A 26,771-nucleotide genomic window follows, 5' to 3' on the forward strand; every position below is an offset into this window, starting at 1 on the left:
ATCGTCATGCGCAAGGAACTCTCCGGTGGGGGGTCGTCGTCAGGGTGCCGGCCACTGTCGTGGCGGTGGCACGGGGGCGGGGCCCCGGTGCTGCTCCGGTCCGGGGGCGGTCGGTGGGGTTCCGTCCTGCCCGGTTGCCGTGCAACGACGACCATGTTTAGCCGGGGCCGGGGTGGGGTGCAAAGGTGTGACGTACTACCCGACATCGGAGAGATGTCCAGAATGTGCCGTTATGGGAGCCTCTGCACTGGTGAAGTGCGGTCTGTTCCTACGACGCTCCTTCGGATGTGATCTGGCTCCTATGGGTGGCCTCACATCGGGAGGCCCTCTGGAGGGCTTTCTGGGGCCCCTCCGGAGCCTGCTGCCGGAATGCTGCCGGCCCTCCCCGGGTGGTCGGCGTCGGCGACCTCGAATGCCGTAGAAAGCCGCACGCTCCGCTCAACGAGTTGCGTACAACGTACTCGCTTACGTACAGTAATACCGCGTACGACGTACTCGCTTTATCGGCGAAGTGGAGGAGACGTGGATTCACCCATCGTGTCGGCCCAGGGCCTGCGGAAACGCTTCGGTAACGTCGAAGCGCTGACCGGCCTGGACCTGGCCGTTCCGCCCGGCACCGTCTACGGGCTGCTCGGTCCGAACGGCGCGGGCAAGAGCACCGCCGTCCGGATTCTCAGCACCCTGACCCGCCCCACGGCCGGGCGGGCCACCGTCGCCGGCTTCGACGTGGGGGAACACCCGGGCAAGGTCCGCGAAGCCATCGGGCTGGCCGGGCAGCACGCGGCCATGGACGAGAAACTGACCGGCCGCGAGAACCTGCGGGTCTTCGGCCGACTGGCCCGGCTGGGCCGGCCCGGCGCCCGCCGGCGCGCCGACGAGTTGCTGGAGCGGTTCGAGCTCACCGAGGCAGCCGACCGGCTGGTCAGCACCTACTCCGGCGGCATGCGGCGGCGCATCGACCTGATCGCGAGCCTGCTGCGCGCGCCGTCCGTCCTCTTCCTGGACGAGCCCACCACCGGACTCGACCCGCGCAGCCGTCTGGAGATCTGGGCCATCGTGCGCGAGGTGGTCGCGGCCGGCACGACCGTGCTGCTCACCACCCAGTACCTCGAGGAGGCCGACCGGCTCGCCTCGGCCGTGGCCGTGATCGACCGCGGGCGGGTGATCGCTGAAGGCGCCCCGGCCCAGCTCAAGACCGGGATCGGCGGTCACATCGATGTCGAGGTGGGCCGCGAGGACGACCTCGGGGAGGCCGTGGCCGTCCTCGGGCGGATGACCGGAGGCCGGCCGCGGACCGAAGGTCTGCGCATCGTCACGGGCGTGCACGGCGAGGCGCCGTCGGTGCCGCGGATCGTGCGCGAACTCGACGCGGCAGGGGTGGCGATTCAGGACGTCGGGGTCCGCAGGCCCAGCCTCGACGACGTATTCCTCACTCTCACCGGCCGCCCCGCGGAGGACCTCGCGGAACGGCGGACCGGAGAAGGGCCCGAACAGCGCGGGAAGCAGGAGGCGGCAGCGTGATCGTCCTGGCGGACAGTCTCACCCTGGTCGAGCGCAAGCTCCTCCAACTGCGGCATCAGCCCGGCACCCTCGTCGCGATGCTGGTGGTTCCCGCCGTCATGGTCGTCCTCTTCGGCTACGTCTTCGGCAGCGCCATCCAAGTACCCGGCGGCGGGAACTACCGCGAGTACCTCATGCCCGGCCTGTTCGTGATGACCGGCATGTTCGCGCTGTCCTCGGCGATGGTGGACGTCGCCGCCGACCAGAGCCGCGGGGTGACCGACCGGCTGCGCTCGATGCCCGCGTCCCGCATGGCGGTGCCTGTCGGCCAGACGGGCGCGGACGCCGTCACGGGACTGTTCGGACTGGTCGTCCTGCTGGCCTGCGGGCTGGCCATCGGCTGGCGCGCGCACGAAGGCCTCGGCCGCGCCGTGGCCGCGGTCGGTGTCCTGCTCCTCTTCCGCTACACCATGTCCTGGGTCGGTACGTACCTGGGGCTGCTGTTGTCGTCGGAGCAGACGGCCGACTCGCTGTCGCCCCTCACCCTGCCTCTCAGCATGCTGTCCAACGCGTTCGTGCCGACGGACGGCATGCCTGCCTGGCTGCGGGCGCTCTGCGAGTGGAACCCGATCAGTGCCGCGGTCGCCGCGTGCCGGCAGCTGTTCGGCAATCCCGGGGTGCCTGCCGCGGACGGCTCCTGGCCGCTCACCCACCCGCTGACCGCGACCCTGCTGTGGGCCGCGCTGCTCCTGGTGGTCTTCGTCCCGCTCTCGGTACGGCGCTTCGCCCGCGCCGGCCTGTGAACCCGCGCCCCGGAGCGGTTCATCAGGAGCGCTCGGGCCGCTCGTTCCCCGGGGGGCGGGACAGGGCCGGGAAACGGGCCTCGACGCCGTCCAGCAAGATGGCGAGGCCGGCCTCGAACTGCTCGTCGTGGCCGCCGTGCCGCGCCTCGTGCACCAACCGCTCCAGGTAGGGAAAGCGGCCGGTGGCCAACAGTTCGGTCATATAGGGCCCCATCCGCTCCTGCCAGGCCTTGCGATCCTCTCCGGAGCGCAAGGCCGCTTCCCGCTCCGCCGTCTCGGCCTGGCCGGCACCTGTGACCCAGTGCCGGATGAGGTTCACGACGTGGACCATGTCGTCGATGCTCAGTCCGCGGCCGTCGACGAGAGCGAGGTCGCGCTCGTTGGCACGGAGCATGTTGGGGCCCATGATCGGCCTGCCGGCCATGGCGTGCGCAAGCCAGGGGTGCCGGCGCAACGTCTCCCGGTACCGGCGGGCGAACGTGGCCAGATCCGCACGCACGTCACCGGTCGGCTCCTGCGCTTCGAAACCGAGGGCCTGGTCGATCACCACGGCGTACAGGTCTTCCTTGTTCGGCAGATAGCGGTAGAGCGTCATCGCGCCGGTGCCCAGCTCCTTGGCGATGCGCCGCATCGTCACCGCCTCGATGCCCTCGCTGTCCGCCAGCGTGATCGCCACCTCGGCGATGCGCTCACGGCTGTAGGCCGGAGCCGGTCCGCGCGCCCCTCTCTCCCGCCGCAACCAGATGATCGGATTCGGATCGGTCATACGCCGATGGTAATCGCGTACAGCGTCCTCGATTACATCCCGAGCCTGCCGCGGGCAAGAAGGAGATCACCGCTTGATGATCAGCCGGCTGTCGGAGGGTCGATCCCGAGGACCGGCAAACAGTCACCGACGGCGACGAGTTCGATGTCCTCGCGCCGCCGCTCGATCCACTGCTCGCGGGTCAGCCTCCATTGTCTGATCTCCGCCGGCTCGCCGCGGCGGGTGTCCCAGGTGACGCCGTTCGGCACATACCCCAGAGCCTGGGAGACGCGGTTCGAGGCGTGGTTGTCGAAGAAGGCATCGCTGCCCGCCTCGCGGGCCCCCAGCCCGTCGAAGGCCAGATGCAGCACCGCCTGCCGCATCTCCTTGCCCAAGCCGCCGCCCCGCACGTCCGGACTGAGCCAGGAGAAGGTGGTGACCGTACCGAACGCGGTGAAGTCGGTGGCGATCAGATCCTGCATGCCCACCGGCTCACCGTCGACGACCACGACGAAGTACAGACGCCAAAAGCTCGCGCTGACCCGGCCGCGGCCACGCCACACCCCCTGAAGCCAGCCCCACTCGCGCTCCGGATTGTCGTCATAGAGGGACATCGGATCGTCGAAGGGCCACGGAGGCCGCGTGACCACGCCCTTGCGAACCGTCGGGACCAGGCGCTCCAGAAGCTCATCTGTCGCCCCCAGCAAGGACAGACGGGGTGTGTGCACCTGCACGTTCAGCGGGGGATATGCGGACGAGGGCGAGGCGGCGGTCATCGGCATGGGCGCAACCCTATTGGCCCGCCGACTTGGTGGGCATCACCTATTCGGCCCGGAGCCCGAACATGGTGATCGTCATCCGTTCGCGGCGTCCTCGGGCTCCCAGCGCAGCAGGTCGCCCGGCTGGCACTTGAGCGCCTCGCAGAGCGCGGCGAGGGTCGCGAAGCGCACCGCCTTGGCGCGGCCGTTCTTGAGTACCGCCAGGTTGGCGGGTGTGATCCCTACGCGCTCCGCGAGCTCGCCCACGGACATCTTCCGCCGGGCCAGCATCACGTCGATGTCGACGACGATCGCCATCAGATCACCTCGTCCAACTCGGCCTGCATCCGGGCCGCTTCGACGTCGCGCGCGACGGCCTGGGCGAGCAGCATCCGCAGCACGAGCACGATGAGCGCGACCCCCAGGATGGCGACACCGATACCGCCCATGATGAGGGTGACGCCCGGGTCGTCCCGTTGCCCGGGCGCGTTGATGGCGGTGACCGCGAACCACATGAGGGCGGCCGCCACGATCGCGCCGATCACGCCGTCCACGTACCGGAAGGCGGCGTGGGAGAACACGGTTCCGCGTCGCACCATCGTCACCAGCCGCCCTACGCAGACCACGGTGACCTGGGCCGACGCCATGCCCAGGATCGTGATCACGCGCAGCGGGGTCAGCGGGAGCGACCCCTCCTCCTCGTGGGTGGCCATCGCCCACACCATCGATGCCTGTACGAACACGGTGCCGACCAGCACCACCACGAGCACGGCGCGCAGCGCACGCACTGCCAGCTTTCCCATGACCCATCCTTCCATCGACTTGCGATGGGAATCTATCGAATATCGATAGGTAGAGCAACTGTGGAGCAACCAAGGGCTGGGTAGGGCATGGGCCGCTCGCGACATCGGCATCGATGCGGCAGCCAACGGCGTGACTCTGGTGTTCCTCGCCCCCGTCCTACCCCGCCCCCGTGTGCCCGGCTGACGTCCCGCCCTGGTGGCCGAGCTTCATCCCCGCGTGACCGCGCCCGCCGTGGACAGTGTCGCCGAAGTGGCTGGGAGAGCCTCTACCATCCGGTTGATCACCGAACCGGGGAGGGGACTTGGCCGAGGGCAGGGAAGCGGATGCTGTGGCTGAGAGGCCGGTGGAGCTGGCCTACCGGCCGACCGTTGGCGAATTGGCGTCCGCGCTGCGGGCACGCGTGAGGAGCACCGGCGCGGGACGCTTCCAGCGCGGGCTGCTGCTCTGGGCGGTGGCGGTCGCGATCGTCGGCGCCCTGCTCTCGGCGGCCGGCTCCGGCGACCGCGACACACCGTGGCCGCTGTATACGGGGGTGATGGTCTTCGTCGCCTTCATGACCGCGGTGCCGTGGTTGCAGGCGCGCCGCCTCCACCGGCTCGCCGAACGGCAGGGGGACATCAGGGGGACGGTCGACGACGCCGGGGTCCGGCTCACCACCGCGCACAGCTCGGCCGGCCTCGACTGGCACCTCTACTCGCGCTATGTCGAGACGCCGGAGTTGTTCGTGCTTCTCAGCGCCGACAAGTCCGCCGTCGGTTTCGTCGTCCTGCCCAAGCGGGCCGTGACGGACCCGGAGGACGTGGACCGGCTGCGGGCGGTCCTGGACCGGTGGCTCGTGCGCGCGGATGCCACCAAGGCGCCCGGAGGCCCGCGGAGCCGGGGCCGGGCCGTCGGCCGTGGCGCCGGCTCCGTCGCACTGTTGCTGCTGGGGCTGCTGCTGTTCTTCTTCGCCCTCGCCGCCGTCCAACGCGTCACGCAGCCGGACCGCTTTCCCGGGATCCAGAACAACACCGCCCCGATGTCCGCGGTCATGCTGGGGCTCGGGACGCTTGCGGTCGCCGGGGCGTGGTGGCTCGTGCGGCGCATGACCGCCATGCGGATCGTGACCGCCGTACTCGCCGTCCTCGTCCTGCTGGCCGGTGGCGCCGCCGTGTACCGCGTCGGGCCGATGCTTCACTGCTGGAGCTCCGACCGGATCGCCCGCGGGCCGGAGGGCGCCTACGTCTGCTACGACTTCTGAGCGGGCCAAGGTCTCCGAGCCGACCCGGGCCGACCGCGCGAAGCCGTTCGACCCTCGGGCCGCAACCTGTGGCTGCTTCGACCGCCCGCGGCGCTCGGTCGCCCGTACCGAGATCGCTACGCCGCGGTGCAGGAACGGCCGGCCAAGGGCAAGTCCCTGGGAGCCGTCGCCCGTTGACCACGGCTGGATCGCTCCAACGTGCGCCGCTTCGCCCGGCCCACCGGTATCGACGTGCTACTGGACTGCAAGGCGGAACCCGATTATTCCTTGACACGAATATTCGTCGTGAGGAATACTCGCCTTCATGGACGCACTCCTCGCCGCACTGGCCGACCCGGCCCGTTGGCGGCTCGTCAACCTGCTGGCCGAGCGGCCCCGCCCGGTCGGCGTGCTCGCCCAGCTCGCCGAGGCGCGCCAGCCGCAGACGACCAAGCACCTGCAGACCCTTGAACGCGCCGGTGCCGTGACCTCCCAGCGCACCGGGCAGCGCCGCATCTACGCACTCCGGCCCGGCCCCCTGCGGGAGCTGGCGGCCGCGCTCAGCCGTATCGCCGACACCGCAGATCAGGTCGGCGGCCCGCAGGCGACGTACGACCGCTACGAGCGCGGCCTTCACGCGGAGCGGCTCGCCGCGAAGGAGCCGGGATGGGCCGACGACCGCTCGTTCACATTCCACCGGTCGCTGACGGGGCGCCCCGAGGTGGTCTGGCGCCACCTGACCGAGGCCGTCCTGCTCGCACACTGGTGGACTCCCGAGGACCTCCGCGTCTCCGAGCTCGTCTTCGAGGCGCGACCCGGCGGGCGGATCGTCCAGGAGTACCGCGACGCCGAAGACGCCGATGGTTCCCACCTGGTCGCCGGCCGGGCGGAGGGAGTCGTCGACGACGTACGCCCCGGTGAGCGCCTCGCCTACCGGCTCTCCCCGCTGCTTCCCGACGGCCGCCCCGCCTTCACCGCCCACGTCGACATGGACCTCCGGCCCACCGGCACGGGATCAGACCTCGACGTCCACTGGCGCATCACGAACAGCACGATCGACTCCGCGGACTTCATCGCCGGCATCGAGATCGGCTACGGCCAGAGCCTGGACAAGCTCGCCACGACTCTCGCCGCGACCCTCACCGCGGACGCGCACGACACCGACAGCACCGACACGAGGAGCATGACATGACAGAGCAGACCGCCGGCCGCAGAGTCGTCACCAACCTGGCCCTCTCCCTCGACGGCCACTACGCCGCGCCGGACAACCCGCTGGACATGAGCTGGGTGATGCCGTACGCCGTCTCAGACGTCGCCCGCGACCACCTGACGAGCCTCTGGCAGTCGGCCACGACGGCCCTGCTCGGGCGGGTCAACGCCGAGGGATTCCTCGGTTTCTGGCCCACCGTCATCGGTATGGAGGGCGCCGACCCGCGCGACGAGGGCTTCGCCAAGTGGCTCGTCGACACCGACAAGGTGGTTCTCTCCTCGACCCTCGACCAGGCGCCGTGGGAGCGGGCGACGATCGTCGACAAGCCGGCCGCCGAGGTGGTCGGGGACCTGAAGGCAACCGAAGGCGGTGACATTCTCGTGCTCTCCAGCGCGAGCGTCATCAAGGCGCTGCTGGCGGCCGACAAGGTCGACCGGCTGGCGCTCACGGTCTTCCCGGTCTTCCTCGGCGGCGGGCCCCGCCTCTTCGACGACGGTCTGCCCGCCGGGCAGTGGACGCTCGTCAGTCAGGCCGCGGGCGAGCACGGCACGCTGGCCCTCGTCTACGACCGGGTCCGCTGAGCCGACCGATCAGCTCTGCGGACGAGGACCATGGGTGGCCTCCGCCGCCACGGTCGCATCGTCCTCGCGTACGGTCCGGTTCGATCACTCGCATCGCAGATGGCTCGGGGCGCGACGGGTGGCGGCGGCCCCGCTCGGCGGCAAGTCCCCTGCTATGGTGCGCCGATGCCAGCGATCAAGAAGTTCCAGGTCACCTTCGACTGCGCGGAACCTGAGCGCCTCGCCCGCTTCTGGTGCGAGGTGCTGGGGTACGTCGTACCGCCGCCACCGGAGGGGTTCGCCACTTGGGACGAGTTCCAGCGTTCGCAGCCAGCCGAGCAGCGGGATTCATGGTTCGCCTGCGTCGATCCCTCAGGAGTGGGCCCGCGCCTGTACTTCCAGCGCGTCCCCGAAGGGAAGGCCGCCAAGAACCGGGTGCATCTTGATGTGCGGGTCGGCACCGGACTCGTGGGTGAAGAGCGCCTCGCCGCACTCGAGGCCGAATGCGCACGACTGGTCCCGCTCGGCGCGGTACACGTGCAGACGCTGTACGACGGCAATGATGCGTGCATCCCGATGCAGGACATCGAGGGCAACGAGTTCTGCATCGACTGACCGATCTCCGAGCCGGAGACGTCGGGGAGTCGCCTCCGTCCCGGAAGGGCCGTCCGGCTCAGCAGCGGCGGCCGCCGCCGCTGAGCCGGGCCTTCGTACAGCCGAGCGGTTCAGCTCGCCCAGGCGGAGCGCCACGCAGTGGTGTGGTCGGGCTGCGCCGCCGCCAGCGCGGCGACCGCCTCGGCCGGCGGGAGGTCGGCCGTGTAGACGGGAGTGCCTGGCTGCTGACGCCAGGAGCCGGCGAGGGGCCCGGCGTCCAGTGGTGCGAAGCCCGCATCGTCCACCAGGGACGAGCAGACCCGCCGGTCGCGCTCGGCGTCCGCGCAGACGGGCGCGGCCACACGTCCCGGCGCTCCCGCGGGCAGTGCCTTGTCGCGCAGACTCGCTGCGCCGATGGTGTTGAACGCCTTCACCACGGGCCTTCCCAACTGCTCAGCGACCCACATGCTCTCCACCTGACCGGCCTCGATCGCGTCGATCACGGTGTCCCGCCTATGGGGCACGTAGTTGCCGGTGTCGACCACGACCGCGCCTGCCGGGAACGACGCCACGACCTCGCCCGGCAGCGCGGCCACCGCGCCGAACGGGATGCTGAGGACGACCGCTTCCGCTCCCGTCGCCACCTCCTCGATCCGTGATGCGGCCACGGACGTGCCCGCGACCAGCCCGGCCAGCGTCCCCGGTCCGCGGGAGTTGGCGAGCCGCACCTCATGGCCGAGCCGAGCCCAACGCAGCGCCAGGGTCCCGCCGATGCTCCCCGCTCCGATGACGGAGATCCTCATACCAGCGCACCGCCTTCGGCCTCGGCACCGGCACCGGCACCGCCTTCGGCCTCGGCGCCGGCACCGGCGCTGGCCATCGGGAGGACGGGCTCGCCGTGGAACGGCGAGTCCGGTGGGTAGAGGTCGCGAAGATAGGGCTGGTCGCGTCCGAGGTCGCACGGTTCGAGGCCAAGGCCGCCGGGGCCGCGGTTCACCGTGAGGCCGGCGTCTCCGCGCAGGAACGGCGGGTAGCCGAGCCGCTCCAGGCGGGCCCGCTCGGCGGCGTGGTCGGCTGCCCAGTAACCGAGATGATGCAGCCAGCCGGTCTCGGGGACGGCCAGGGGCGTGCCCGGTATCCCCTGCCAGATCTCGATGGCGAACGGGCCGCCCATGGAGAACGTCACGCGGACGTCCACTTTCCGTGCGGCGCCGTCTGCGCCGGAGACGGTGAGCGAGCGTGTGACGACCGGCCGCCAGCTCAGCTCGAAGAGTTCGCCGAGCTGCTGCTTGGCCGCTTCGAGGTCGGGGACGGCGAGGCCCATGTGCCAGATGCGTTGCATGCCACGTCCCACCTTCCTGGGATGTGAGGCGCCCACACCAAAGTGGACGCGGTGTCCGTTTTCTTGGACGGAGCATAACTGGACAGCGTGTCCGGTTCCACTTAGGCTCCCGGTCATGGCGAAGGCGACGGGGAGAGCGGCGGACGGCGCGGCGGAGGACGGCACGGCAGGCGCGGCGGGCACGGCGGGCACCGCCGGTACGAGCGGCGCACGTGCCGGAGCGGGGTCCGACGCAGCCACCGGACGGGGACGCCGGGCGGACGCCCGGCGCAATTACGCCGCTCTGCTGGAGGCGGGCCGCGAGGTCTTCACCTCCGGAGGGATCGACGCCCCCTTCGACGAGGTGGCCCGCCGCGCCGGCGTCGGCCGCGCCACCCTCTACCGCAACTTCCCCACTCGCGAACACCTCTTCGCCGTGCTGATCGACGACCAGCTCGCCGACCTGCGGACGCGCGCCCGCGCGTACACCGAGCAGCTGACCGCGACGAACACGCCACGGCCCCCGGACGAAGCCGCCGCCGTCGTCGCGGACTGGCTGCGCCTGTACTACCGCAGCGGGCGTCGCTACGGCGGTATGAGCGCGCAGATCGGCAAGTCGCTGGACGACCCGGACTCGCCGGTGGCCGCCGCCTGCGCCCCCATGCGCGCAGCCTTCGCCGATCTCCTCACCGCCGGCCAACGCGGCGGCGCGATCCGCCCGGACGTCACCGCGCAGGAAGTCCTCGCCCTCGTCGGCGCCTTGCCCACCACGCTCGTCCGCGACCATGCCACGGGCGCCCCGTACCTGGACATCGTTCTGGCCGGCCTGCGCGCCCCATGAGCCGGGCCGCGTCTCGGCACGGCCCCTCGGCGCGTGACGACGTGATCCCGGCGTCGTCCGACCTGGTCGGCATGATCGGGCGAGCCTCGGTGGTGCCGCGGCCCGGCGGTGGTGTCGCGGCCCGGCGAAACGGGAGGGAACATGGCATGAGGGGCCGCCGAAGACAACGGCAGCGACGCATCCGATCGTGGACGCATATGGACACTGGGAAGGACGCCCAGGCGTCGGCAACAACGGGCTGGGCCGAGACGGGGGTGCGGACCGCGCCCGGCGCTGTCCGTGTCCCGGACACGGTCACTGAACGGTTCGTCTCCTGCCGCGGCACGAGGCTCGGCGGGCGGCACGGCCGATGACCGAAGCAGGCGCCTACGATGCGGTCGTCGTCGGCGGCGGCCACAACGGGCTCGTCGCGGCGTTGTACCTGGCTCGGGCAGGGTGGTCGGTGGCCGTGCTGGAGCGCAACCACGCGGTGGGTGGCGCCATCGCGGGCGGTGAGGTCACCGTTCCCGGTTTCGTGCACGACCTGTACTCCACCAACCAGAACCTCTTCCTCGCATCTCAGGCGTACGCCGACTTCGCACCCGGCCTGTCCCGCCACGGACTGCGCTTCCGCACCACCGAGCGCCCCTATGCCAACGCCTTCCCGGACGGGCTGAGCCTGCGCGTCCACTCCGACTACGAACGCACCCTCGGGCAGTTGGCGGCACACAACGCCGGGGATGCCGAAGGGTTCGCGGGCCTCTACCAGCAGTACAAGCGATTCGCACCGTACCTGTTCGGCCTTTACGGAAGTGCCGTGCCCTCGAATGCGGCCGTCCGACAGGTGCTGGGCCTGCTGCGCCACCGTGGCCTGCGCGGCGCGGCAGAACTCACCCGCACGCTGTTGATGAGTACCCGGGAGCTGGGCGAGACCTGGTTCGCGACCAGAGAGGCGCGGACCATGGCGGCGTGCTGGGGCATGCACCTGGACTTCGGTCCAGACGTGTCCGGTGGCGCGATGTTCCCGCTGCTGGAGCTGTTCGCCGACATGGAGAACGGCATGTCCGTGGTCGAGGGCGGCGCGCAGCGGCTGCCTCGGGCACTCGCCGCCCTGCTGACGGAGTACGGTGGCCAGGTCCACACCGGTGCGGAGGTGGACCGTGTACTGTGCCACGGCGGCCGAGCCGTCGGTGTGCGCTGCACCGACGGCGACACACTGGCAGCACGTCGCGCCGTCATCGCGAACGTCGGGCCGGCCATCCTGTACCAGCGGCTGCTGAGAGGCGAGCAGGTGCCTGCCCAGGTGCGTCGCCATGCATGCCGTTACCGGTACGGCCCCGGCACCATGATGGTGCACCTCGCTCTCGACGGTCCCCTGCCCTGGGAGGCGGGAGACGAGCTGTCCGGCTTCGGGTACGTGCACGTGGCACCGTACGTCGATGATCTCGCACGCACCTATGCCGAGTCCCAGGCAGGGCTCCTGCCCGTGGAACCGCTGCTCGTCGTCGGACAGACGTCCGCGGTCGACCCGACTCGGACCCTGGCGGGCCGCCACGTCGTCTGGATCCAGGTCCGCACCCTGCCCTCGGTCATCTCCGGGGACGCGGCCGGGAGCATCCGGCACACCCGCTGGCCCGAAGCGGCCGAACCGATGACCGACCGCGTACTGCGCAAGCTCGAGCGGTACGCCCCCGGTAGCACGTCACGGATCGTCGGGACGACCGTCTACACCCCTCAGGATCTCGAAGAGGCTGATCCGAATCTGGTCGGCGGCGACAGTGTCGCCGGCAGCCACCACCTCTTCCAGAACTTCTGCTTCCGGCCGATGTACGGGCACAGCGGCTACCGTACGGCGATCCCCGGCCTGTACCTGACCGGTGCCGCGACCTGGCCCGGCGCAGGCAACAACGCCACGTCCGGCCGGCTCGCAGCCCGGCAAGCCCTCAGAGATTCCGGTCTGATCGGTAGGGCGCGGACATCGCGGCACAGGCGGTATCTCTGAAGAGCGAGTCCGGACTGCTCAGCGTGCTCAGCCTGATGCCCCCAGAAGTGGCAGCGGGTCGGCACCGGGGCCGCGGCGAACAAGGTCGGGATCGCCTTCACCCCGACCGGCAGCCTGCCCCTGGCCCCATCGCATCGAAGCCCACCTCGCCGCCCTGCTCGCCGCCCCGCGCTGCTTCACCCTCGACGGTACCGGCCACGCCACCCACAAGATGCGGGGCAGCATGATGTGACGCGACATCATCCGGCGAAGTCGTCACGCCGACGACCGTCGCCTACGCTCCGTCGTCGACGGGGCGAGCATCGCCTGACCGTGCAGGAAGACGGAGAAGATGAACACAGAGACCGACGGTGTGGACCACGAGCTGATCCGGGCTGCGGCACACGTCGCGGCCACACGCTGCCGGGGCGACAACCACACCATGGCCGCTGCGGCGCGTGCCCGAGACGGACGGATCGTCACCGCGGTGAACGCCTATCACTTCACCGGAGGCCCCTGCGCGGAGCTGGTCCTGATCGGCACCGCTGCCGCCCAGGGTGCCTATGACCTGGACACCATCGTCGCCGTGGGTGACCGAGACCGAGGCGTCGTGCCCCCGTGCGGCCGCTGCCGCCAGGTCCTTCTTGACTACTTTCCTGCCCTCAAGGTCATCGTCGGGGCCGGCGACGGCCTCCGGATGGTGCCCGTCACCGGCCTGCTTCCCGAGAGCTATGTCTGGGCGGACCACCAACTCGACACCGAGGCGAGCGCACCCTTGAGTGGCCGAGCGCGGGAGGCTGAGGTGGCCGAGACGACGGTGGGCGAGGTGATGGCCGAGCTGGCCAAGCTCGAGGACCCGAAGACCCGTGCTGTGAACGAGAAACACGGTGACGATCACGGTGTGAACCTCGGCGAGCTGCGCGCACTCGCGAAGCGGCTGAAGACGCAGCAGGAACTCGCGTGCCGGCTCTGGGAGACGCGTGAAACCGCGGCGAGACTCCTGGCGATCCTGATCTGCCGCCCGAAGGCGTTCGGGCGCGACGAGTTGGACGCCATGGTGCGCGAGGCACGCGCGCCCAAGGTGCACGACTGGCTCGTGAACTACGTGGTCAAGAAGAACTCGCACTCCGAAGAGCTGCGTCTGGCCTGGACGGCCGATCCGGATCCCGTGGTCGCGAGTGCCGGCTGGGCGCTGACCACCGAACGCGTGAAGAAGAAGCCCGATGGCCTCGATCTCGCAGGACTGCTCGACGTCATCGAGGCGGAGATGAAGGATGCCCCGGATCGCTTGCAGTGGGCGATGAACCACTGCCTGGCTCAGATCGGGATCGAGCACGCCGAGCACCGCGCCCGTGCCATCGCCATCGGTGAGCGCCTGGAGGTGCTCAAGGACTACCCGACTTCTCCGGGCTGCACGTCTCCGTTCGCGCCGACCTGGATCACGGAGATGGTGCGTCGGCAGCACAACAAGTAGGAACCGGCTGCAAGGGCAGGAGCCCGTCAAGGTCGGCTGACGCTATCGCTCAGTGGGCCGCTGTCTGCCGCGAGGGAGTCGATACACCACGCTCGGACGCAGCGGCCCGGGCGGCACGGTCGGGTCGTCGAAGTCGTCAGAAGGGTCACGGCTCATACCGATGCGACGCATCACAGCCTGAGACCGCAGGTTGGTGACCGTCGTGACCGCGAGGATCTCCGGCAGCGCCAGGGAGTCGAAGCCGAAGGTCACCACGGCCTGGGCCGCCTCGGTCGCATAGCCGTGCCCCCACGCTGAGCGGGCCAGGCGCCAGCCTGCCTCCACGCCCGTGAACGGCATGCCGTCTTCCACCGGATCCAGGCCGGTGAACCCGATGAACTCACCGGTGTCGATCACTTCGACCGCCCACCATCCCCAGCCCCGCCGTTCGAGCTCCGCTTGGAAGCGGGCCACGGACGCGTCGCTCTGCTCTCGGGTGAGTACCCCAGGAAAGTACTTACGGACTTCTGGATCGGCGTTCATCACAGCCCACGGAGCCAGGTCGGTCTCCCGCCAGCCCCGGAGCACAAGACGCTCGGTTCTCAGTTCGGACACCACGCCAACCTAACGTGATCAAGCCCAGGGAGCGATCCGATAATGCGATGACGCTGTTCGCCACCTGCTCGATCGAGGCCGCCTTCGCGAACCTGTGCGCGGACACCTCCGGTGTACGGGACGAGGACGTCGCCCGCTCCCGGGTTGTCATGGACGGGATACTCGCGCCGGGCGTATCGTGCGTCGGCTGCGTGATCTTCCGCAGCGCTGCCGCATTGGGGAGTCTGCAGGGGGTCTCATCGTCATGTTCGCATCTCGCGCACTGCATCCGCCGCCATCGCTGCCCGGGTCGACTCGTGTGCCGTCGCGGGGGTTCCTTGTCGCCGCGCTCACGGGACTGGCGCTCGCGGCGCTCTGCGACCTGTTCAGCATCTTTGCCGGCGTACGGTACCGGCTGACGATCGACGGGAACGGCGGCTTCCCCACGGCTTCCCATCGAGAAGTGGAAGCCGCCGCCTCGCTGTACGAGACGGCCGCGCGCTACCAGGTCATGCTGTTCCTGCCCTGCGCGATCGCCTTCGCCGTCTGGTTCTTCCGGATGCGCCGCGCCACCGGGCCGTTGGCACCCGATCGGTTCCGCAACGGCCCTGGTTGGGCCATCGGCGCCTGGGTCGTCCCGCTGGTGAACCTGTGGATGCCATACCGCGTCGCCTTTGACATGTGGGGAGCTGCCACGCCACTGCCCTCCGACGGTGAGCGCCACCGGCCGCGGATCTGGCCGCTCAACCTGTGGTGGGCGCTGTTCGTCTTCGCGGCCTTGTTCAACACCTTCGTCGCAACCAAGTACGAGGACGCCGGAACGCTGACGGAGATCCAGGACGGACTGGTGCAATACATCCTCTCCGACGCGCTGCACGTCCTGGCCGCCGCGGCCGCCGCGTACTTCGCCGTCCAGCTCACCACCATGCAGCGCAGCAAGGCGATGCACGGACCGTACGGGATGGGCACTCCGTGTTCCGTCCAGCGCCTCGAGGAGCAGCTGACCGACTGACCTCCGCCCCTTGATGACCTTGTTCGAGGGATGATCCTTGCTGTCGTTGGTGTGATCACGGCGTCGGAGCCGTTCGAACTTCCACGTGGTGACGGCCTGTTCGTCGCGCTCGGCGACCCTCCGATGAGCCGAAGTCAGTAAGCAGCGACATCAAGGGCCTTTGACGAAGCGGCGCGAGAGCGCCGAGCGCGCGGTCGAAGAGCCGAATGCCGGCGACAACGCTTCTCACCTCAACCACACATCTGCGCCCAGCGGGAGCTGAAAGCGATGAGTTCGGCTGCGCATCGCAGTCTCAGCACCGTACTCAGCCGATGGGAGTGGGGATGGGCAAGCTGAATCAGGTGGCCGACGGCGTCTGGGTCCGGGAGAGCGAGTGGGTCTGGACCAATTCCGTCGTGGTGCGCGGGGAGGACGGATTGATCCTGATCGACCCCGGCATCGACGGCTCCGAGTTGAACCAACTCGCCGATGACGTGGACCGGCTCGGCATTCCGGTGGTCGCGGGGTTCTCCACCCACCCCCACTGGGACCACCTGCTCTGGCATCCCCGGTTCGGCGACGTGCCGCGCTACGCCACCCCCGCCGCCGCCCACGTCGCCGGTCAAGCCCGGGAGCGGGCGCAGGCGATGGCGGCGGAGAGCGCGGCCGGCATCCCTCTCGACCTGGTCGCGCTGGTCACCCCACTGCCCGCGGACGGCCGACCGGTGCCGGGCGAGATCATCGAGCACCAGGCGCACGCTGTCGGCCATGCCGCGCTCCTCCTCGCGGACCGCGGCGTCCTGCTCGCCGGCGACATGCTCTCCGACATCCTGATCCCGCTCTTCGACGTTCGCCAAGACGATCAGGTGGGAGCCTACGAGGCCGCGCTGGACCGGCTGGCTGACGCCGCCAGGCACGTCGATGTCGTCGTCCCCGGCCATGGCGCCGTCGCCGAAGGCCCCGAGGTGGCGGCCCGCCTCGCCGCCGATCACGCCTACGTCGACGCCCTCCGGCGAGGAGAGGAGCCGGCCGACGCGCGTCTCGGGCCGCACGCGGACTGGCTCTCCGGCCCCCACCGGTCGAACGTGGAGCAGGCCCGCGGGCTTAAGGGCCAGTGGGCCCCTGGCGGGTCTGCCGGATCGACATCCTGACCGAGCCGGCCGGGGAACAGCCGGTCGGTGTGTCGGGGCGCGAAGGGGGCTGATGAGAGGGACGGATATCGTCCCGGCATGACACAAGGGTTCGATCTTGCCGCGTCGCTCGCCAGAGGCGTCGAAGACCGAGATGGTGCCTGGACCTTCATCCAGGGCTTCGCCGCCCACTGGGTCGGCGCCGTCCTGGGAGGCGATGACGGATGGACGGAAGCCGATCTCGATGCTGCCGAGGAGAGGCTGGGTCTCCGACTGCCGACGGCGTTGCGCGAGGCGTACCTGCTGTTCGGACGCCGGCGAGATCTCACCAGCAACCACGATGTGCTGCTCGGTCCCGCAGAGCTGTATGTCGATGACGCAGAAGAGGCCCTGGTCTTCCGTCACGAGAACCAGGGAGCCGCCTCCTGGGGCGTTCTTCTCGACAGCCTCCAGGATGACGATCCTGCAGTGCTCATCCGGCTCGACCTTGCCGACAAGAGCGCCGAGCGGTGGGAGGCCTGGTTGGAGCGTGTGTCCCTTTGCTTCATCGAGATCACCTTGTCCGAGTCCCTGCAGGCCGATGAAGAGCTCTGCGACTTCTTGGACCCGGATGACGACTGCCTTGAAGTACTGGAGGCGAACTGCGTCCGACTGCCTTTCCCGGCATACCCCATGGGCGAGGAGACACGGTGGTTCCTGGGCCAAGATGTCCTTCTGCGCGATGACGACGGCGCGGCCATCCTTGCTCGCGGCCGGACGGCGGAAGACCTCGACCGCGTGCGTGACCTGATCCCGGGTGACTGGCTCAACCACCAGCGCTGACCACGTCCCGGACTCCGGTGCATTCCCCTCGCCTTGAAGCACGTCTATCCGTGCACCCAGATCCGTAGTGGCCCGACCGGCTCGAAGCCGTGGTGGACGGCGGCCGCCAGGTGATCGCCGTGCTCGTAGCCGACCACCGGCAGAGTGGGGAACAGCCGGTGCACCGCCTCCAGCACGCCCGGCCAGGCCGCGTCAGGGCTGCCGTCCGATGCGAAGACGTTGGAGATTCCGACCACCTGGTCGCTGCGGCTCGCCACCGCACCGGCGACCACCCGGCCGCTGCGGGACCGGCCGGCGAGCACGAAGGTGGCCGCATCGTCAAGCAGTTCGGGCCGGAAGAGGCTTGCGTTGCCGTCCCCCTCGTCCCAGGCCAGTGCCCAGGCGCGCAACGTGTCCGAGTCGCCCGCCACGTCCCAGTCAAGAACCGATGACATGGCGGGCGCGCTCGCTGGGCGGTGGATCCACTGCGCCTCGAACAGGACATGGAAGCCGGTTTCGCTCAGGTCGAGGTCAGCGAAGCTGTCCTTGACGGAGGCGCCCGGCGTGGTGGTGTCGATCCGCGCCGCCAGCGTGGCCGGATCGACTCCCGGCACGAGCGTCACCGCGTCGGGGTAGTACCGCGGCGTGCGGACCGGGGCGGTCCAGGCCTGCACGCCGAACTCGCTCGCCAGACCGTGCGATCGGCTCATCGTCGCGCACCATTCGGCGTTGTTGCGGGCGGCGGCCCGGACCATGAGCTGCTTTGACGTCGTCACGAATGCGGATCATGGCCCGTCCCGGGCGGGTGGTCGAATGCTTTTCCGTGCCCCGCAGGAGGGCTGCCTCGCTCGAGAGCCGGTCGGCCGGTTCCAGATCACCCCGCACTTCGCCCGGCGCGCGGCTTCGGGCACGGCTCCGGCCGGGGCGCGTACCGCTGGGGCGGCCTGCTCGCTGCGTCAGAACGCATACGCAGCAGTGCTGCCCGCGCGGCCTCACATCCGCGATCTCAGCACGTCGACCTCACAGCCCGGCGCGAAGGGGTCGAAGCCGTGCTCGATCAGCCAGCGAACTATCAGCAGGCTTCGCAACGACCACCACGCGTGGATCACGTCCAGGTCGATTTCAGCGCCATAGCCGGCGATGACGTCGTCGAGGTGCTCCTCGTGTCCGAGCGTGAAGGTGGCGAGGTCGTACAGGGCATCACCCTGGCCCGCCTCGGACCAGTCGATGATGCCCGTGACCTCGTCGCCGTCGACGAAGACGTGCGCGATCTGCAGGTCGCCGTGCGTGAACGCCGGAGTCCACGGCCGGAGCGCGGCCTCGGCGACCTGGCGGTTGCGGGTGACCAGGTCGGCGGGAAGGACACCGTTCGTCACGAGCGACTCGCACTCGTCGTCGAGTTCCGCCGCCAGCGCGACGATGCTCCGCCCGGCCCGGCCCGGCCGGGGTGGCAGCGGCGCGTCGTGCAGCTTCCGGATGGCGGCGCCCGCCGCGGCCCACGCCGCCGGCGATCCGGTCGAGGGTCCGCCGAGGCGCCCAAGCGTCGTCCCCGGGAGTGCGGCGATCGCGAGCACGGGCGGCTTGCGCCACAGGACCTTCGGGGTCGGGACCGGTGCGAGGGACATGGCCTCGACCTCGACGTCGACGCGTGCCTGATCGGTGTCCACCTTCAGGAACACGTCGCCGACGCGCAGAGTCGCGCGCTCGGAATGGGCGACGACGACTTTGACCTCATCCATGGGCGACCAGTATCCCGGGGATCACCGCCGCCGTCGCCGGGTTTATCGCGCCCGATTACGCGGCTGACCGAGCCCAAGTCCCGCTACCCGGCGACCTCGTGAACGGCATCCACCTCTTCGACTGTGACCAAGAAGCGGGCCCGCGCGATCGACGCGGTCACGAGAGGACTCCAGCACGGGCTCCCTTCCAGTCAGCGGCCGGCTCCGGCAGGTCAGGCGGCTATTGGTAGCGCCCTTCGAAAGGGGTTCCGCTCGCGAGATCCGAGAACCGGAGGCCGACGATTCTTCCCTCGTCGACCATCCACCGGAGGTCGTACGAGGCTCGGAAGGAGGGTGGCCAGAACGAGCAGAAGCGGCCGTTCTCGTCGATGGACCATGTGCCCTCCGTCTGACGTCCGTCTTCGACGTAGCGGGTGGTCCCGTCGGGGTCGAAGGACTGCGTCGTCCCGTCGGTGTAGACGAGGGCTCCAGCGGTGACAGCGGCCGGGAGCTGTTCGGGTGGTACCGGGGTGGCGTCTTCGGCGAATACGTCGTCGAGGTTTCTGATCATGGTGTCGTCCTCCTGTCGCGCCCGGCGCCGTGGGCGCAGTTCGGTCGGAAGCGTGCAGCCGCACGCGGGGAGTGACGCCCCGGCCGGGGGTGTTGCGGCCGAGGGCTGCCTGTCAGGTTTCGGCGGTGTCTTCCTGCACTGCGTCGAACAAGTGCAAGTACTGGCCGTAGCCCTCTCGTTCGAGATCTTGGACGGGGACGAAGCGCAGGGACGCGGAGTTGATGCAGTACCGCAGTCCGCCCTGGTCGTGGGGCCCGTCGGGGAACAGATGGCCGAGGTGGCTGTCCCCGTGCGCCGAGCGGACTTCGACGCGGACCATGCCATGGCTGGTGTCGGGGGTCACGACGACGTGGTCGGGGCTGAGCGGCTTCGTGAAGCTGGGCCACCCGGTCATGCTGTCGTACTTGTCGACCGAGGCGAAGAGGGGCTCGCCGGACACGATGTCCACGTAGATCCCGGACGCCTTGTTGTCCCAGTAGGCGTTGGCGAACGCGGGCTCGGTCTCGTCCTGCTGCGTCACTCGGTACTGCTGGTCCGTGAGCTGTGAGACGCGCTCAGGACTCTTGCTGTACTCCGTCATGTCTACCTCCCGGGGGGAGCGCGGCAGCGTCCTGGTTTCTGCGTCCTGCGCCGCCCGCTTCTTACCGCGACGCGCCGGGACCCACGGCGAAGAGACGCCCGGTGCGAGGGCGGCGAGGGACGAGCGCCAGAGCGACATGGTCCGGTAAGACGGCGCGAGGGACCGACGCTCATGAGGTAGGTGCAGGCGCAATCCGGTGGGCCCGCTGGCTCATCGGATTGCGCGGTGCACCCCGGGTGTGGGCGAGCCCATCCCACACAGGGCGTTGGAAGATCAATGTCATCGCTCCCGCACTCGCCCCGGGCGTGGTCAAGGTCGGCTGGGGTCGCATCGCCAACGTCTCGTCGAGCGCCGTGGGCCATGATTGGAGGTAACGCCCACGCGGCCACGAAAGCTGCTTGTGAGTGCCGCTCACTGTTCAAACAGCCAACACCACCAGCACAAAGGAGCACGCATCATGACCAGCGGAACGCACGACACCGGACAGATCACCCGCAAGCCGGGCACCGAGACGGCCGTCCTGGCCGGAGGGTGTTTCTGGGGCATGGAGGACCTCATTCGCCGGCAGCCCGGCGTACTGGACACGCGCGTCGGATACACCGGTGGAGAGAACGATCACGCAACGTACCGTAACCACCCCGGCCACGCCGAAGCGGTGGAGGTCGTCTTCGATCCGGCGCAGACGACCTACCGTGACATTCTGGCGTTCTTCTTCCAGATCCACGACCCGTCGACCCTGAACCGCCAGGGGAACGACATCGGCACGAGCTACCGCTCGGCGATCTTCCCCCTGTCACCCGAGCAGGAGCAGGTCGCACGCGACACGATCGCGGATGTCGATGCGTCGGGCCTGTGGCCGGGCAAGGCCGTGACGACGATCGAGGCGGCAGGCCCCTTCTGGGAGGCCGAGCCCGAGCACCAGGATTACCTCATCACCTATCCGAACGGCTACACGTGCCACTTCCCGCGCGAAGACTGGGTGCTGCCCAGGCGCGCGACGCCCTCCGCCTGAGGGCACCGTACGACCACGACCACGACCATCGTCTCGTTGATCACCTGCATACCGGCCAGTCGCCGCAACTGTCACGGCCGAGGGCTTTCGGCCCGGATGTCTCCGGCAGCCGCGGCTTCATCGGCCGAGATGTCCTCCGCGATGGCGAAGACCTGCTGCAGGCTCGCTGCAGGGATCACGACGCCGCCGGCGCTGTCCATGTAGACGTAGTCGCCCGGGTTCACGCACACGCCGGAGACCTCGACGGCCACGCCGAACGCGTGAGGCATCACCGTGTCGCCGCCCCAGCGGACCGCCTCCCCCGTGCACCACGTGGCGAATCCGTAGTCGCGCAGCTGGCCGAAGTCCCGGAGGCGGCCGTCTGCCAGGACGCCGGCCAGTCCGGCGCTGTCCGCCCTTGCGAGCTTGGTGCCGCCGCCGTGCGACACGTCGGGGTAGCCGCCGCTGGACAGCACGAGTACGTGCTCTGCGGCCGGCCCTTCCCCGAGCGCTCCGTAGAAGTAGTGCCTGAAGTCGCGGCCTGTCTCCGGTAGATCCTCGCGGTACGGCAGGTAGGAGATGGTGGCGGCGCGCCCGAAGAGGGGGCGAAGGGGATCGGGGCTCGACATGGCGGGAAGGTGAGCCCGGTGGCCGTGGATCCGGCCCATGGCGTCGACGAGCGTGGCGCATCCGAGGCGGGCGGCCCTCGTGGCCAGGGTGTTGTTCGTCATCGGCTTCTTCCTTTCGAGAGGGCCACCGGTCTCGACCGCCGGCGGAGTCGGACATGGTTCTGTGGCGCAGCGGCGGATGTCAGGCATGAGGCACGCACGCTCTGCGCACGATGGTCACACACTGTGAGGGCATCCGGCGCCTTGCTGTGCCGTGGAGGTGGGCATGGCGCAGCGAGGCGTGGACGTTCGTCGCAGCCGGCCCAAAGGTTCGAGGGTGACGGTCCGGCCTGGCCGCGTACCTGCAACCCGTGGCCGCCGTACTCGAGCACCTCCCCGTCGCCGAGCGCGGCCACCGCACTTTAGGGCCGGAAAAAGGACCTTGAAGTCCATTCCGGGTCCTGCTACCGTTCGCACCGGTAATCTGGCCAATGTGGCGGAACAGGCGCGCGACAAAAACGACTCCCGGCTGACTGAGCGCGGGCGGGTGACGCGCGAGCGCATTTTGAGGGCCGCCGCCGACATGATGTACGTCAGGGGAGTGTCTCTCACGACCCTCGACGATGTCAGGGCGGCCAGCGGAACGAGTAAATCCCAGCTCTATCGCCACTACTCGGACAAGGATGCGCTGGTGCGGGACGTTGTCGCATTGCAGGCCGCGGAATTGCTCGAACGCCAGCACCAGCTGCTGCGGCGGCTCAGCTCTCTCCGCGGGCTGGAGCGCTGGCGGGACGCGGTGATCGAACGCAACGCGCTCCGAAACGGAGCGTACGGCTGCCCGCTCGGCTCCCTCGCGAGCGAGCTGGCCGACCAGGACGAAGAGATGCGCAAGGCGATCGCCCGGCACTTCGATACCTGGGAGGGGTTGCTCGAGGCTGGGCTCGTGCGAATGAAGGACTCTGGGGTCCTCAGTGCCGACGCGGACGCCGGAGAACTGGCCACAGGCCTCATGGCCGCCCTTCAAGGCGGCTACCTCCTTGCGCAGACGGCCCAGGACGTCAAACCCATGAGGATCGCCCTCGACATGGCGATCGGCCACGTCAAGGCCTATGCCGTGCCCGCCGGGGACGGCGATCCGACTGAGGGGGACGCGGGAGGGCGCTAACCCGTCCAGGGGCGAGACGGCGTCGAGAAGTCCCGGCGTGACACCGCCGGCGGTCGCGTCGCGGTCTTCGCGCCGGCTGCACTTCATCGCCCTCCCGATGGGCGGCCGGCGTGCGACGGCCGGGAGGACGCGTTCGTCCGCACGCTCCCACTGCCCGCACTGCCCGCACTGCCCGCACGCAGCCCCAGCCGCCATCGAAAAGCGGCGGCCCCCTTCGGCCCCTGCGCAACAGGCAGGTCGCCTCCCCGGAAGGGACTATTTAGTCCAGAAGAACGGGCCGATCTGCGGTATGTTTGAGGAGAGCGGCCCCCCTGTGGACGGCCGGCACCCAGACTCACGAGGATCCCCAGGGCGGTAGTCGCCATGCACCCAGGCGTCCAGTTCTCAGTGCTCGGCCCGGTCCGGCTGCACCGACAGGGGGGCGAGGCCGCAGCCGGTCAGCCGAGGCAGTGCGCCGTGCTCGCATCGCTGCTGCTCAGGGCGGGCAAGCCGGTAAGCCCCTCGAGGCTGGTGGAGGACGTGTGGGGCGACGAGGCCCCACCGTCGGCCGCAGGCTCCGTGCGCACCTACGTGTACCGGCTCAGGCAGGCACTGGGGGAGCAGAGTGACAGCTCCGTGCGCTTGGTCGACGGGGGCTATCTGCTGCACATCCGACCGGACGCCCTGGACCTGAACAGGTTCAAGGAGACAGCGGCAAGGGCGAGGGAGGCACGCAGCACCGGCGACCTGTCGTCCGCGGCGAGCCTGCTGACCGAGGGCCTCGACATGTGGAAGGGGGTGGCCCTGGCCGGGGTCCCGGGGCCGTTCGCGAGCCGGCAGCGCGGTGTCCTCGGTGAGCTACGCCTCGCCTGTGCGGAGGAGCAGCTCGCCTGCGAAGTGGAGATCGGGCGCTACGCCGAGGCTGCCGCAGAACTGTCCGCCCTGCTTGTCGAGCACCCGCTTCGAGAGCGCGTGTGCGGCCTCCTCATGACCGCGCTCTACGGTGCCGGGCGGCAGTCCGAGGCCCTGACCATCTACCACACGACCAGTCACCTGCTGCGTCAACGCCTCGGGGTCAGCCCGTCGCCGGAACTGCAACAAGTCCACGAGCGCATCCTCTCCGGGCGGCTTCAGCTCCCGCACAGCGCCGACCGTCCGAAGAACCCGTCACGCACACCCCCGTCTCACGCCCCGGCCCAGCTCCCAGCCGCCCTGCCGAGCCTCGTCGGCCGCGAGAGAGAGCAGGAGCGGGTCGAGCGCCTGGTCGCCGATGCGGAGGCGTCGTCCTCCGTGGCCATCTGCACGGTCGGCGGACTGGCCGGCGTCGGCAAGACGGCTTTCGCCACCACCGTCGCCCACCGCTTGGCCGACCGTTTCCCGGACGGCCAGCTCTTCGCCGACCTTCAAGGAGCCGGACCGGAGGCCGAGCCACGGGACCCCGCGCACGTGCTCGAGGACTTCCTGCAATCCCTGGGGGCCCGCCCCGAGGACATACCCGAGACCGCGCAGGCGCGGGGGCTGATGTTCCGCGGCCTGCTCGCCGGCCGCCGAGTGCTCGTCGTGCTCGACAACGCGTGGAACACGGACCAGCTGAAGCACCTCCTCCCCGGAGGCCCCGGCTCCATGGCTCTTGTCACCAGCCGCATGCAACTGCACGCGCTCGTCGCCGCCTACCAGGCACTTCCCCTGACACTCACACCTCTGAGCGAGACGGACGCACGCAGCCTCCTCGCGCGCCGACTTGGCGCCGCCAGGACAGCGGCTGAACCAGAGGCCGTCGACCGCATCATCCGGCTGACCGGTCAACTTCCCTTGGCCCTGGCCAACGTCGCAGCCCGCGCGGCCTATCGACCGCAGCTGCGCCTGGCGAGCCTGGCCGATGAGTACGAGACGTCGGAGCACAGCGTCCTGGACGCCTTCGCGAGCGACGAGGACCAGGCGCTCGACGTCCGCGTGTCCATCAGCCGCTCGTACCGCGTACTCGACACGGAAACGGCCGCGCTCTTCCGCGACCTGAGCGCCTGCCCACACCCCATATTCGCAGCATCGCAGGTCGCGGACCTGGCCGGACGGCCCGAATGCCGGGTGCGCCAGGTCCTGTCGCGCCTCACTCGAGCGCACCTCGTCTCGGAGATCGGCCCGGGCCGGTACAGCTGGAACCGGCTCGTGGCCGCGTACGCATCGGAGCAGGCGGGGCGGCGGTTCCTCGACCAGGGCGAACCGGCCCGTTGGTAGGGCGGCCCGGCCGTGCCATCAACAGCCGGCGCCGTCAGGACCTGCGGACGGCGGGTCGGTGGCCGGACCAAGTCAGTGATGACCGCTTCCGAACGCAGGTGATGAGCTGCTCGGGAAGTGAGGCGGTGGTACGGCGCTGCGGCACCCGCGGCGAACTCAGGCCTCTCCCAACGGAATTGCCAGCGAGGACGCGCCGCTCATGTCGAGCCAGACCGCGTCCCTCGTGCGCGTCATGCGCAGCACGACCTTCCCGCACTGCTGGCAGCGCCCGACGAGGCCCGGTGCGTGCATGTACACGTGCAGGCAAGCGAGCGGACCCGTGCAGCCGCAGTTGGTGCATCGGCACGTCGCGGCGGTCACATCGACGGCGAAGACCTCGGACAGGGGCCCCGCCAGCGCGTTTCCGTCGACATACCCGTCGTGGGCATCGTCCACATACGGGCCGCCGGCCTCCACGGACGCCATCTCAACCTCCACTGTCGCCGAAGCGCTCGGTACGTACTCGCTCAGGTGCATGTCCCAGGAGCACCAGGTAGGCGGCCGTCTTCTCGACGAACGCCGTGGGCCCGCAGACATAGCAGGTCGGCTCGAAGTCGGGGGGCCAGCCGCCGCGGACCAAGTCCTCGGGGGTGATGCGCCCCGGCGGGCGCGGCGAGTCCGCGGGGGCTTCTCTGCTGTAGAGGTACGTCGTATCCAGCCCCGGCGCCCCTGCGCGGAGCTCCGAGCGGTACAGCAGGTCCGACGGGGTCCGCACCGCGTACAGCAACCGGAAGGGGACCCGGCTGCCGACCGCCTCGCGCGCGCGGATCATGCACATCAGAGGCACGAGTCCCGATCCGCCCGCCACCAGCAAAATCGGCTCCGTCTGCTGCTGCCTCCAGACGAACCAGCCACCGACGGGCCCGCGCAGCTCCAGTTGGTCCCCGGGCACGAGTTCGTCCACGAGGTAGGGGGACACTTCTCCGCCGGGCGTTCGCTGGACCGTCAGGTCGAGGCCTCGGCCGTTGGGGGCTGAGGCGATCGAGTAGCTGCGCTGGGTACTGTAGCCGTCCTCCGCGGTCAGTCTGACGTCCACGTGCTGTCCGGCCAGGTGGCCGGGCCAGTCCGGCAGGTCCAGCGTCAGGGTGACGGCCGTCGCCGACTCCACGCGCCGGCCCGTCACCTCGGCGATCCGCCAGCGAAGCCGGTCGCCTAGTCTCCCTGGTACCGCTGTTCTCGCCATGGGTCTCCGTAGTTGTGGTAGCCGGCGCTCTCCCAGAAGCCAGGCGTGTCGCTCTGCCGCAGTTCGATCCCGTGCACCCACTTCGCGGACTTCCACAGGTACAGGTGCGGGACCAGCAGCCGGGCGGGGCCGCCGTGTTCGGGCGCCAGGTCGCTGCCCCCGTAGCCGTAGGCGATCCACGCCTTTCCGTCGACCAGGTCGGCGAGGGGGATGTTCGTGGTGTAGCCCCCGTACGAGGTGACGAGGACGTTCTCTGCGGCCGTCTCCACGTCCGCGAGCAGAACGTCCAGGGACACGCCTCGCCATTCGGTGTCGAACTTCGACCACTTCGTCACACAGTGCAGGTCCACGGTGGGGGACTCCGCCGGGAGTGCCATCAGGCCTGCCCAGTCCCACTCGTGCCGCTTCCCGGTTTCCG

Annotated in this window: 30 protein-coding genes and 1 pseudogene; 16 read left to right on the forward strand and 15 right to left on the reverse strand. The window is 69.8% G+C overall.

Annotated features, from left to right (window positions below; translation table 11 throughout):
• The first annotated feature begins 522 nt into the window (after positions 1 to 522).
• Together ABZ484_RS32120 and ABZ484_RS32125 are read left to right on the forward strand one after the other, a co-directional pair.
• Positions 523 to 1,521 carry an ATP-binding cassette domain-containing protein gene (locus tag ABZ484_RS32120; protein ID WP_358869451.1) on the forward strand — a complete coding sequence of 333 codons (999 nt, stop codon included), beginning with the start codon at positions 523 to 525 and terminating at the stop codon, positions 1,519 to 1,521.
• On the forward strand, positions 1,518 to 2,303 hold the full coding sequence (locus tag ABZ484_RS32125) for an ABC transporter permease (RefSeq protein ID WP_358869452.1): 786 nt from the start codon (positions 1,518 to 1,520) through the stop codon (positions 2,301 to 2,303). The genes ABZ484_RS32120 and ABZ484_RS32125 overlap by 4 nt, the downstream gene beginning before the upstream one ends.
• 22 nt (positions 2,304 to 2,325) lie before the next feature.
• On the opposite strand, the gene ABZ484_RS32130 is transcribed toward ABZ484_RS32125, so the two are convergent.
• The 4 genes from ABZ484_RS32130 to ABZ484_RS32145 form a co-directional block, all read right to left on the reverse strand.
• On the reverse strand, positions 2,326 to 3,069 hold the full coding sequence (locus ABZ484_RS32130) for a TetR/AcrR family transcriptional regulator (RefSeq protein ID WP_358869453.1): 744 nt from the start codon (positions 3,067 to 3,069) through the stop codon (positions 2,326 to 2,328).
• Between the two features lie 80 nt (positions 3,070 to 3,149).
• A complete protein-coding gene (locus tag ABZ484_RS32135) occupies positions 3,150 to 3,824 on the reverse strand; it encodes a GNAT family protein (protein ID WP_358869454.1) in 675 nt (224 codons plus the stop codon).
• A 78-nt stretch (positions 3,825 to 3,902) separates the two neighbouring features.
• The gene (locus ABZ484_RS32140; RefSeq protein WP_358869455.1) at positions 3,903 to 4,124 is read right to left on the reverse strand and encodes a helix-turn-helix transcriptional regulator; all 222 of its coding nucleotides are present in this window, start codon (positions 4,122 to 4,124) and stop codon (positions 3,903 to 3,905) included.
• On the reverse strand, positions 4,124 to 4,609 hold the full coding sequence (locus tag ABZ484_RS32145; protein ID WP_358869456.1) for a DUF2975 domain-containing protein: 486 nt from the start codon (positions 4,607 to 4,609) through the stop codon (positions 4,124 to 4,126). Before ABZ484_RS32145 ends, ABZ484_RS32140 begins: the two co-directional genes overlap by 1 nt.
• 329 nt (positions 4,610 to 4,938) lie before the next feature.
• On the opposite strand from ABZ484_RS32145, the gene ABZ484_RS32150 reads away from it, so the two are divergent.
• The 4 genes from ABZ484_RS32150 (at position 4,939) to ABZ484_RS32165 (ending at position 8,214) form a co-directional block, all read left to right on the forward strand.
• Entirely contained in the window at positions 4,939 to 5,850 is a 912-nt protein-coding gene (locus ABZ484_RS32150; RefSeq protein WP_358869457.1) for a YcxB family protein, read from the forward strand.
• A 304-nt stretch (positions 5,851 to 6,154) separates the two neighbouring features.
• On the forward strand, positions 6,155 to 7,021 hold the full coding sequence (locus ABZ484_RS32155) for a metalloregulator ArsR/SmtB family transcription factor (protein ID WP_358869458.1): 867 nt from the start codon (positions 6,155 to 6,157) through the stop codon (positions 7,019 to 7,021).
• Positions 7,018 to 7,620 (forward strand): dihydrofolate reductase family protein, encoded by a 603-nt coding sequence (locus tag ABZ484_RS32160; RefSeq protein ID WP_358869459.1) that lies wholly within the window; start codon positions 7,018 to 7,020, stop codon positions 7,618 to 7,620. Before ABZ484_RS32155 ends, ABZ484_RS32160 begins: the two co-directional genes overlap by 4 nt.
• Before the next feature lie 165 nt (positions 7,621 to 7,785).
• A complete protein-coding gene (locus tag ABZ484_RS32165) occupies positions 7,786 to 8,214 on the forward strand; it encodes a VOC family protein (protein ID WP_358869460.1) in 429 nt (142 codons plus the stop codon).
• Positions 8,215 to 8,324: 110 nt separating this feature from the next.
• On the opposite strand, the gene ABZ484_RS32170 is transcribed toward ABZ484_RS32165, so the two are convergent.
• Both ABZ484_RS32170 and ABZ484_RS32175 read right to left on the reverse strand, forming a co-directional pair.
• The gene (locus ABZ484_RS32170; RefSeq protein WP_358869461.1) at positions 8,325 to 8,996 is read right to left on the reverse strand and encodes an NAD(P)-binding domain-containing protein; all 672 of its coding nucleotides are present in this window, start codon (positions 8,994 to 8,996) and stop codon (positions 8,325 to 8,327) included.
• On the reverse strand, positions 8,993 to 9,535 hold the full coding sequence (locus ABZ484_RS32175) for a VOC family protein (RefSeq protein WP_358869462.1): 543 nt from the start codon (positions 9,533 to 9,535) through the stop codon (positions 8,993 to 8,995). The genes ABZ484_RS32170 and ABZ484_RS32175 overlap by 4 nt, the downstream gene beginning before the upstream one ends.
• Before the next feature lie 115 nt (positions 9,536 to 9,650).
• On the opposite strand from ABZ484_RS32175, the gene ABZ484_RS32180 reads away from it, so the two are divergent.
• The 4 genes and pseudogenes from ABZ484_RS32180 to ABZ484_RS32195 all read left to right on the forward strand — a co-directional run bounded on the left by ABZ484_RS32180 (position 9,651) and on the right by ABZ484_RS32195 (position 13,789).
• Positions 9,651 to 10,355, forward strand: coding sequence for a TetR/AcrR family transcriptional regulator (locus ABZ484_RS32180; RefSeq protein WP_358869463.1), 705 nt, complete (start codon positions 9,651 to 9,653; stop codon positions 10,353 to 10,355).
• 313 nt (positions 10,356 to 10,668) lie between these two features.
• Positions 10,669 to 12,336, forward strand: a complete 1,668-nt coding sequence (locus tag ABZ484_RS32185; RefSeq protein ID WP_358869478.1) for an NAD(P)/FAD-dependent oxidoreductase — start codon at positions 10,669 to 10,671, stop codon at positions 12,334 to 12,336.
• Between the two features lie 331 nt (positions 12,337 to 12,667).
• Positions 12,668 to 13,072, forward strand: a pseudogene (locus tag ABZ484_RS32190) (cytidine deaminase); the annotation flags it as partial.
• A gap of 72 nt (positions 13,073 to 13,144) precedes the next feature.
• A complete protein-coding gene (locus ABZ484_RS32195; RefSeq protein WP_358869479.1) occupies positions 13,145 to 13,789 on the forward strand; it encodes a DNA alkylation repair protein in 645 nt (214 codons plus the stop codon).
• Positions 13,790 to 13,831: 42 nt separating this feature from the next.
• On the opposite strand, the gene ABZ484_RS32200 is transcribed toward ABZ484_RS32195, so the two are convergent.
• Positions 13,832 to 14,383, reverse strand: coding sequence for a GNAT family N-acetyltransferase (locus tag ABZ484_RS32200; RefSeq protein ID WP_358869480.1), 552 nt, complete (start codon positions 14,381 to 14,383; stop codon positions 13,832 to 13,834).
• Positions 14,384 to 14,681: 298 nt separating this feature from the next.
• On the opposite strand from ABZ484_RS32200, the gene ABZ484_RS32205 reads away from it, so the two are divergent.
• From ABZ484_RS32205 to ABZ484_RS32215, 3 genes are all read left to right on the forward strand, one after another.
• On the forward strand, positions 14,682 to 15,374 hold the full coding sequence (locus tag ABZ484_RS32205) for a DUF4328 domain-containing protein (protein ID WP_358869464.1): 693 nt from the start codon (positions 14,682 to 14,684) through the stop codon (positions 15,372 to 15,374).
• Between the two features lie 323 nt (positions 15,375 to 15,697).
• On the forward strand, positions 15,698 to 16,504 hold the full coding sequence (locus ABZ484_RS32210) for an MBL fold metallo-hydrolase (protein WP_358869465.1): 807 nt from the start codon (positions 15,698 to 15,700) through the stop codon (positions 16,502 to 16,504).
• A 78-nt stretch (positions 16,505 to 16,582) separates the two neighbouring features.
• Positions 16,583 to 17,305 (forward strand): SMI1/KNR4 family protein, encoded by a 723-nt coding sequence (locus ABZ484_RS32215; RefSeq protein ID WP_358869466.1) that lies wholly within the window; start codon positions 16,583 to 16,585, stop codon positions 17,303 to 17,305.
• Positions 17,306 to 17,349: 44 nt separating this feature from the next.
• Here the strand turns inward: ABZ484_RS32215 and ABZ484_RS32220 are convergent, their stop codons facing one another.
• From ABZ484_RS32220 to msrB, 4 genes are all read right to left on the reverse strand, one after another.
• Positions 17,350 to 18,060: a hypothetical protein gene (locus tag ABZ484_RS32220; RefSeq protein WP_358869467.1), complete on the reverse strand. Its 711-nt coding sequence runs from the start codon at positions 18,058 to 18,060 to the stop codon at positions 17,350 to 17,352.
• 216 nt (positions 18,061 to 18,276) lie between these two features.
• The gene (locus ABZ484_RS32225) at positions 18,277 to 19,023 is read right to left on the reverse strand and encodes a phosphotransferase (protein WP_358869468.1); all 747 of its coding nucleotides are present in this window, start codon (positions 19,021 to 19,023) and stop codon (positions 18,277 to 18,279) included.
• A 220-nt stretch (positions 19,024 to 19,243) separates the two neighbouring features.
• Positions 19,244 to 19,573: a hypothetical protein gene (locus tag ABZ484_RS32230; RefSeq protein WP_358869469.1), complete on the reverse strand. Its 330-nt coding sequence runs from the start codon at positions 19,571 to 19,573 to the stop codon at positions 19,244 to 19,246.
• Positions 19,574 to 19,685: 112 nt separating this feature from the next.
• Positions 19,686 to 20,153, reverse strand: coding sequence for a peptide-methionine (R)-S-oxide reductase MsrB (gene msrB / locus ABZ484_RS32235; RefSeq protein WP_358869470.1), 468 nt, complete (start codon positions 20,151 to 20,153; stop codon positions 19,686 to 19,688).
• Positions 20,154 to 20,610: 457 nt separating this feature from the next.
• Between msrB and msrA the strand changes: the two genes are divergently transcribed.
• Positions 20,611 to 21,165 (forward strand): peptide-methionine (S)-S-oxide reductase MsrA, encoded by a 555-nt coding sequence (gene msrA / locus ABZ484_RS32240; RefSeq protein WP_358869471.1) that lies wholly within the window; start codon positions 20,611 to 20,613, stop codon positions 21,163 to 21,165.
• 71 nt (positions 21,166 to 21,236) lie between these two features.
• Here the strand turns inward: msrA and ABZ484_RS32245 are convergent, their stop codons facing one another.
• The gene (locus ABZ484_RS32245; RefSeq protein ID WP_358869472.1) at positions 21,237 to 21,875 is read right to left on the reverse strand and encodes an RraA family protein; all 639 of its coding nucleotides are present in this window, start codon (positions 21,873 to 21,875) and stop codon (positions 21,237 to 21,239) included.
• A 370-nt stretch (positions 21,876 to 22,245) separates the two neighbouring features.
• On the opposite strand from ABZ484_RS32245, the gene ABZ484_RS32250 reads away from it, so the two are divergent.
• Both ABZ484_RS32250 and ABZ484_RS32255 read left to right on the forward strand, forming a co-directional pair.
• Complete coding sequence (locus ABZ484_RS32250; RefSeq protein ID WP_358869473.1) at positions 22,246 to 22,917, forward strand: TetR/AcrR family transcriptional regulator; 672 nt, start codon at positions 22,246 to 22,248, stop codon at positions 22,915 to 22,917.
• 363 nt (positions 22,918 to 23,280) lie between these two features.
• Entirely contained in the window at positions 23,281 to 25,131 is a 1,851-nt protein-coding gene (locus ABZ484_RS32255) for an AfsR/SARP family transcriptional regulator (protein WP_358869474.1), read from the forward strand.
• Positions 25,132 to 25,287: 156 nt separating this feature from the next.
• Here ABZ484_RS32255 and ABZ484_RS32260 read toward each other — a convergent pair whose 3' ends face one another.
• From ABZ484_RS32260 to ABZ484_RS32270, 3 genes are all read right to left on the reverse strand, one after another.
• The gene (locus ABZ484_RS32260; RefSeq protein WP_358869475.1) at positions 25,288 to 25,596 is read right to left on the reverse strand and encodes a DUF6510 family protein; all 309 of its coding nucleotides are present in this window, start codon (positions 25,594 to 25,596) and stop codon (positions 25,288 to 25,290) included.
• Between the two features lies 1 nt (position 25,597).
• Positions 25,598 to 26,353, reverse strand: a complete 756-nt coding sequence (locus ABZ484_RS32265; RefSeq protein ID WP_358869476.1) for a ferredoxin reductase — start codon at positions 26,351 to 26,353, stop codon at positions 25,598 to 25,600.
• Positions 26,323 to 26,771: molybdopterin-dependent oxidoreductase (locus ABZ484_RS32270; protein ID WP_358869477.1), on the reverse strand; the 449-nt coding region annotated here is incomplete at its 5' end. The genes ABZ484_RS32265 and ABZ484_RS32270, both read right to left, overlap by 31 nt.

Origin of the sequence: Streptomyces sp. NPDC006393, assembly GCF_040628575.1 — a bacterium.
Lineage (GTDB): Bacteria > Actinomycetota > Actinomycetes > Streptomycetales > Streptomycetaceae > Streptomyces.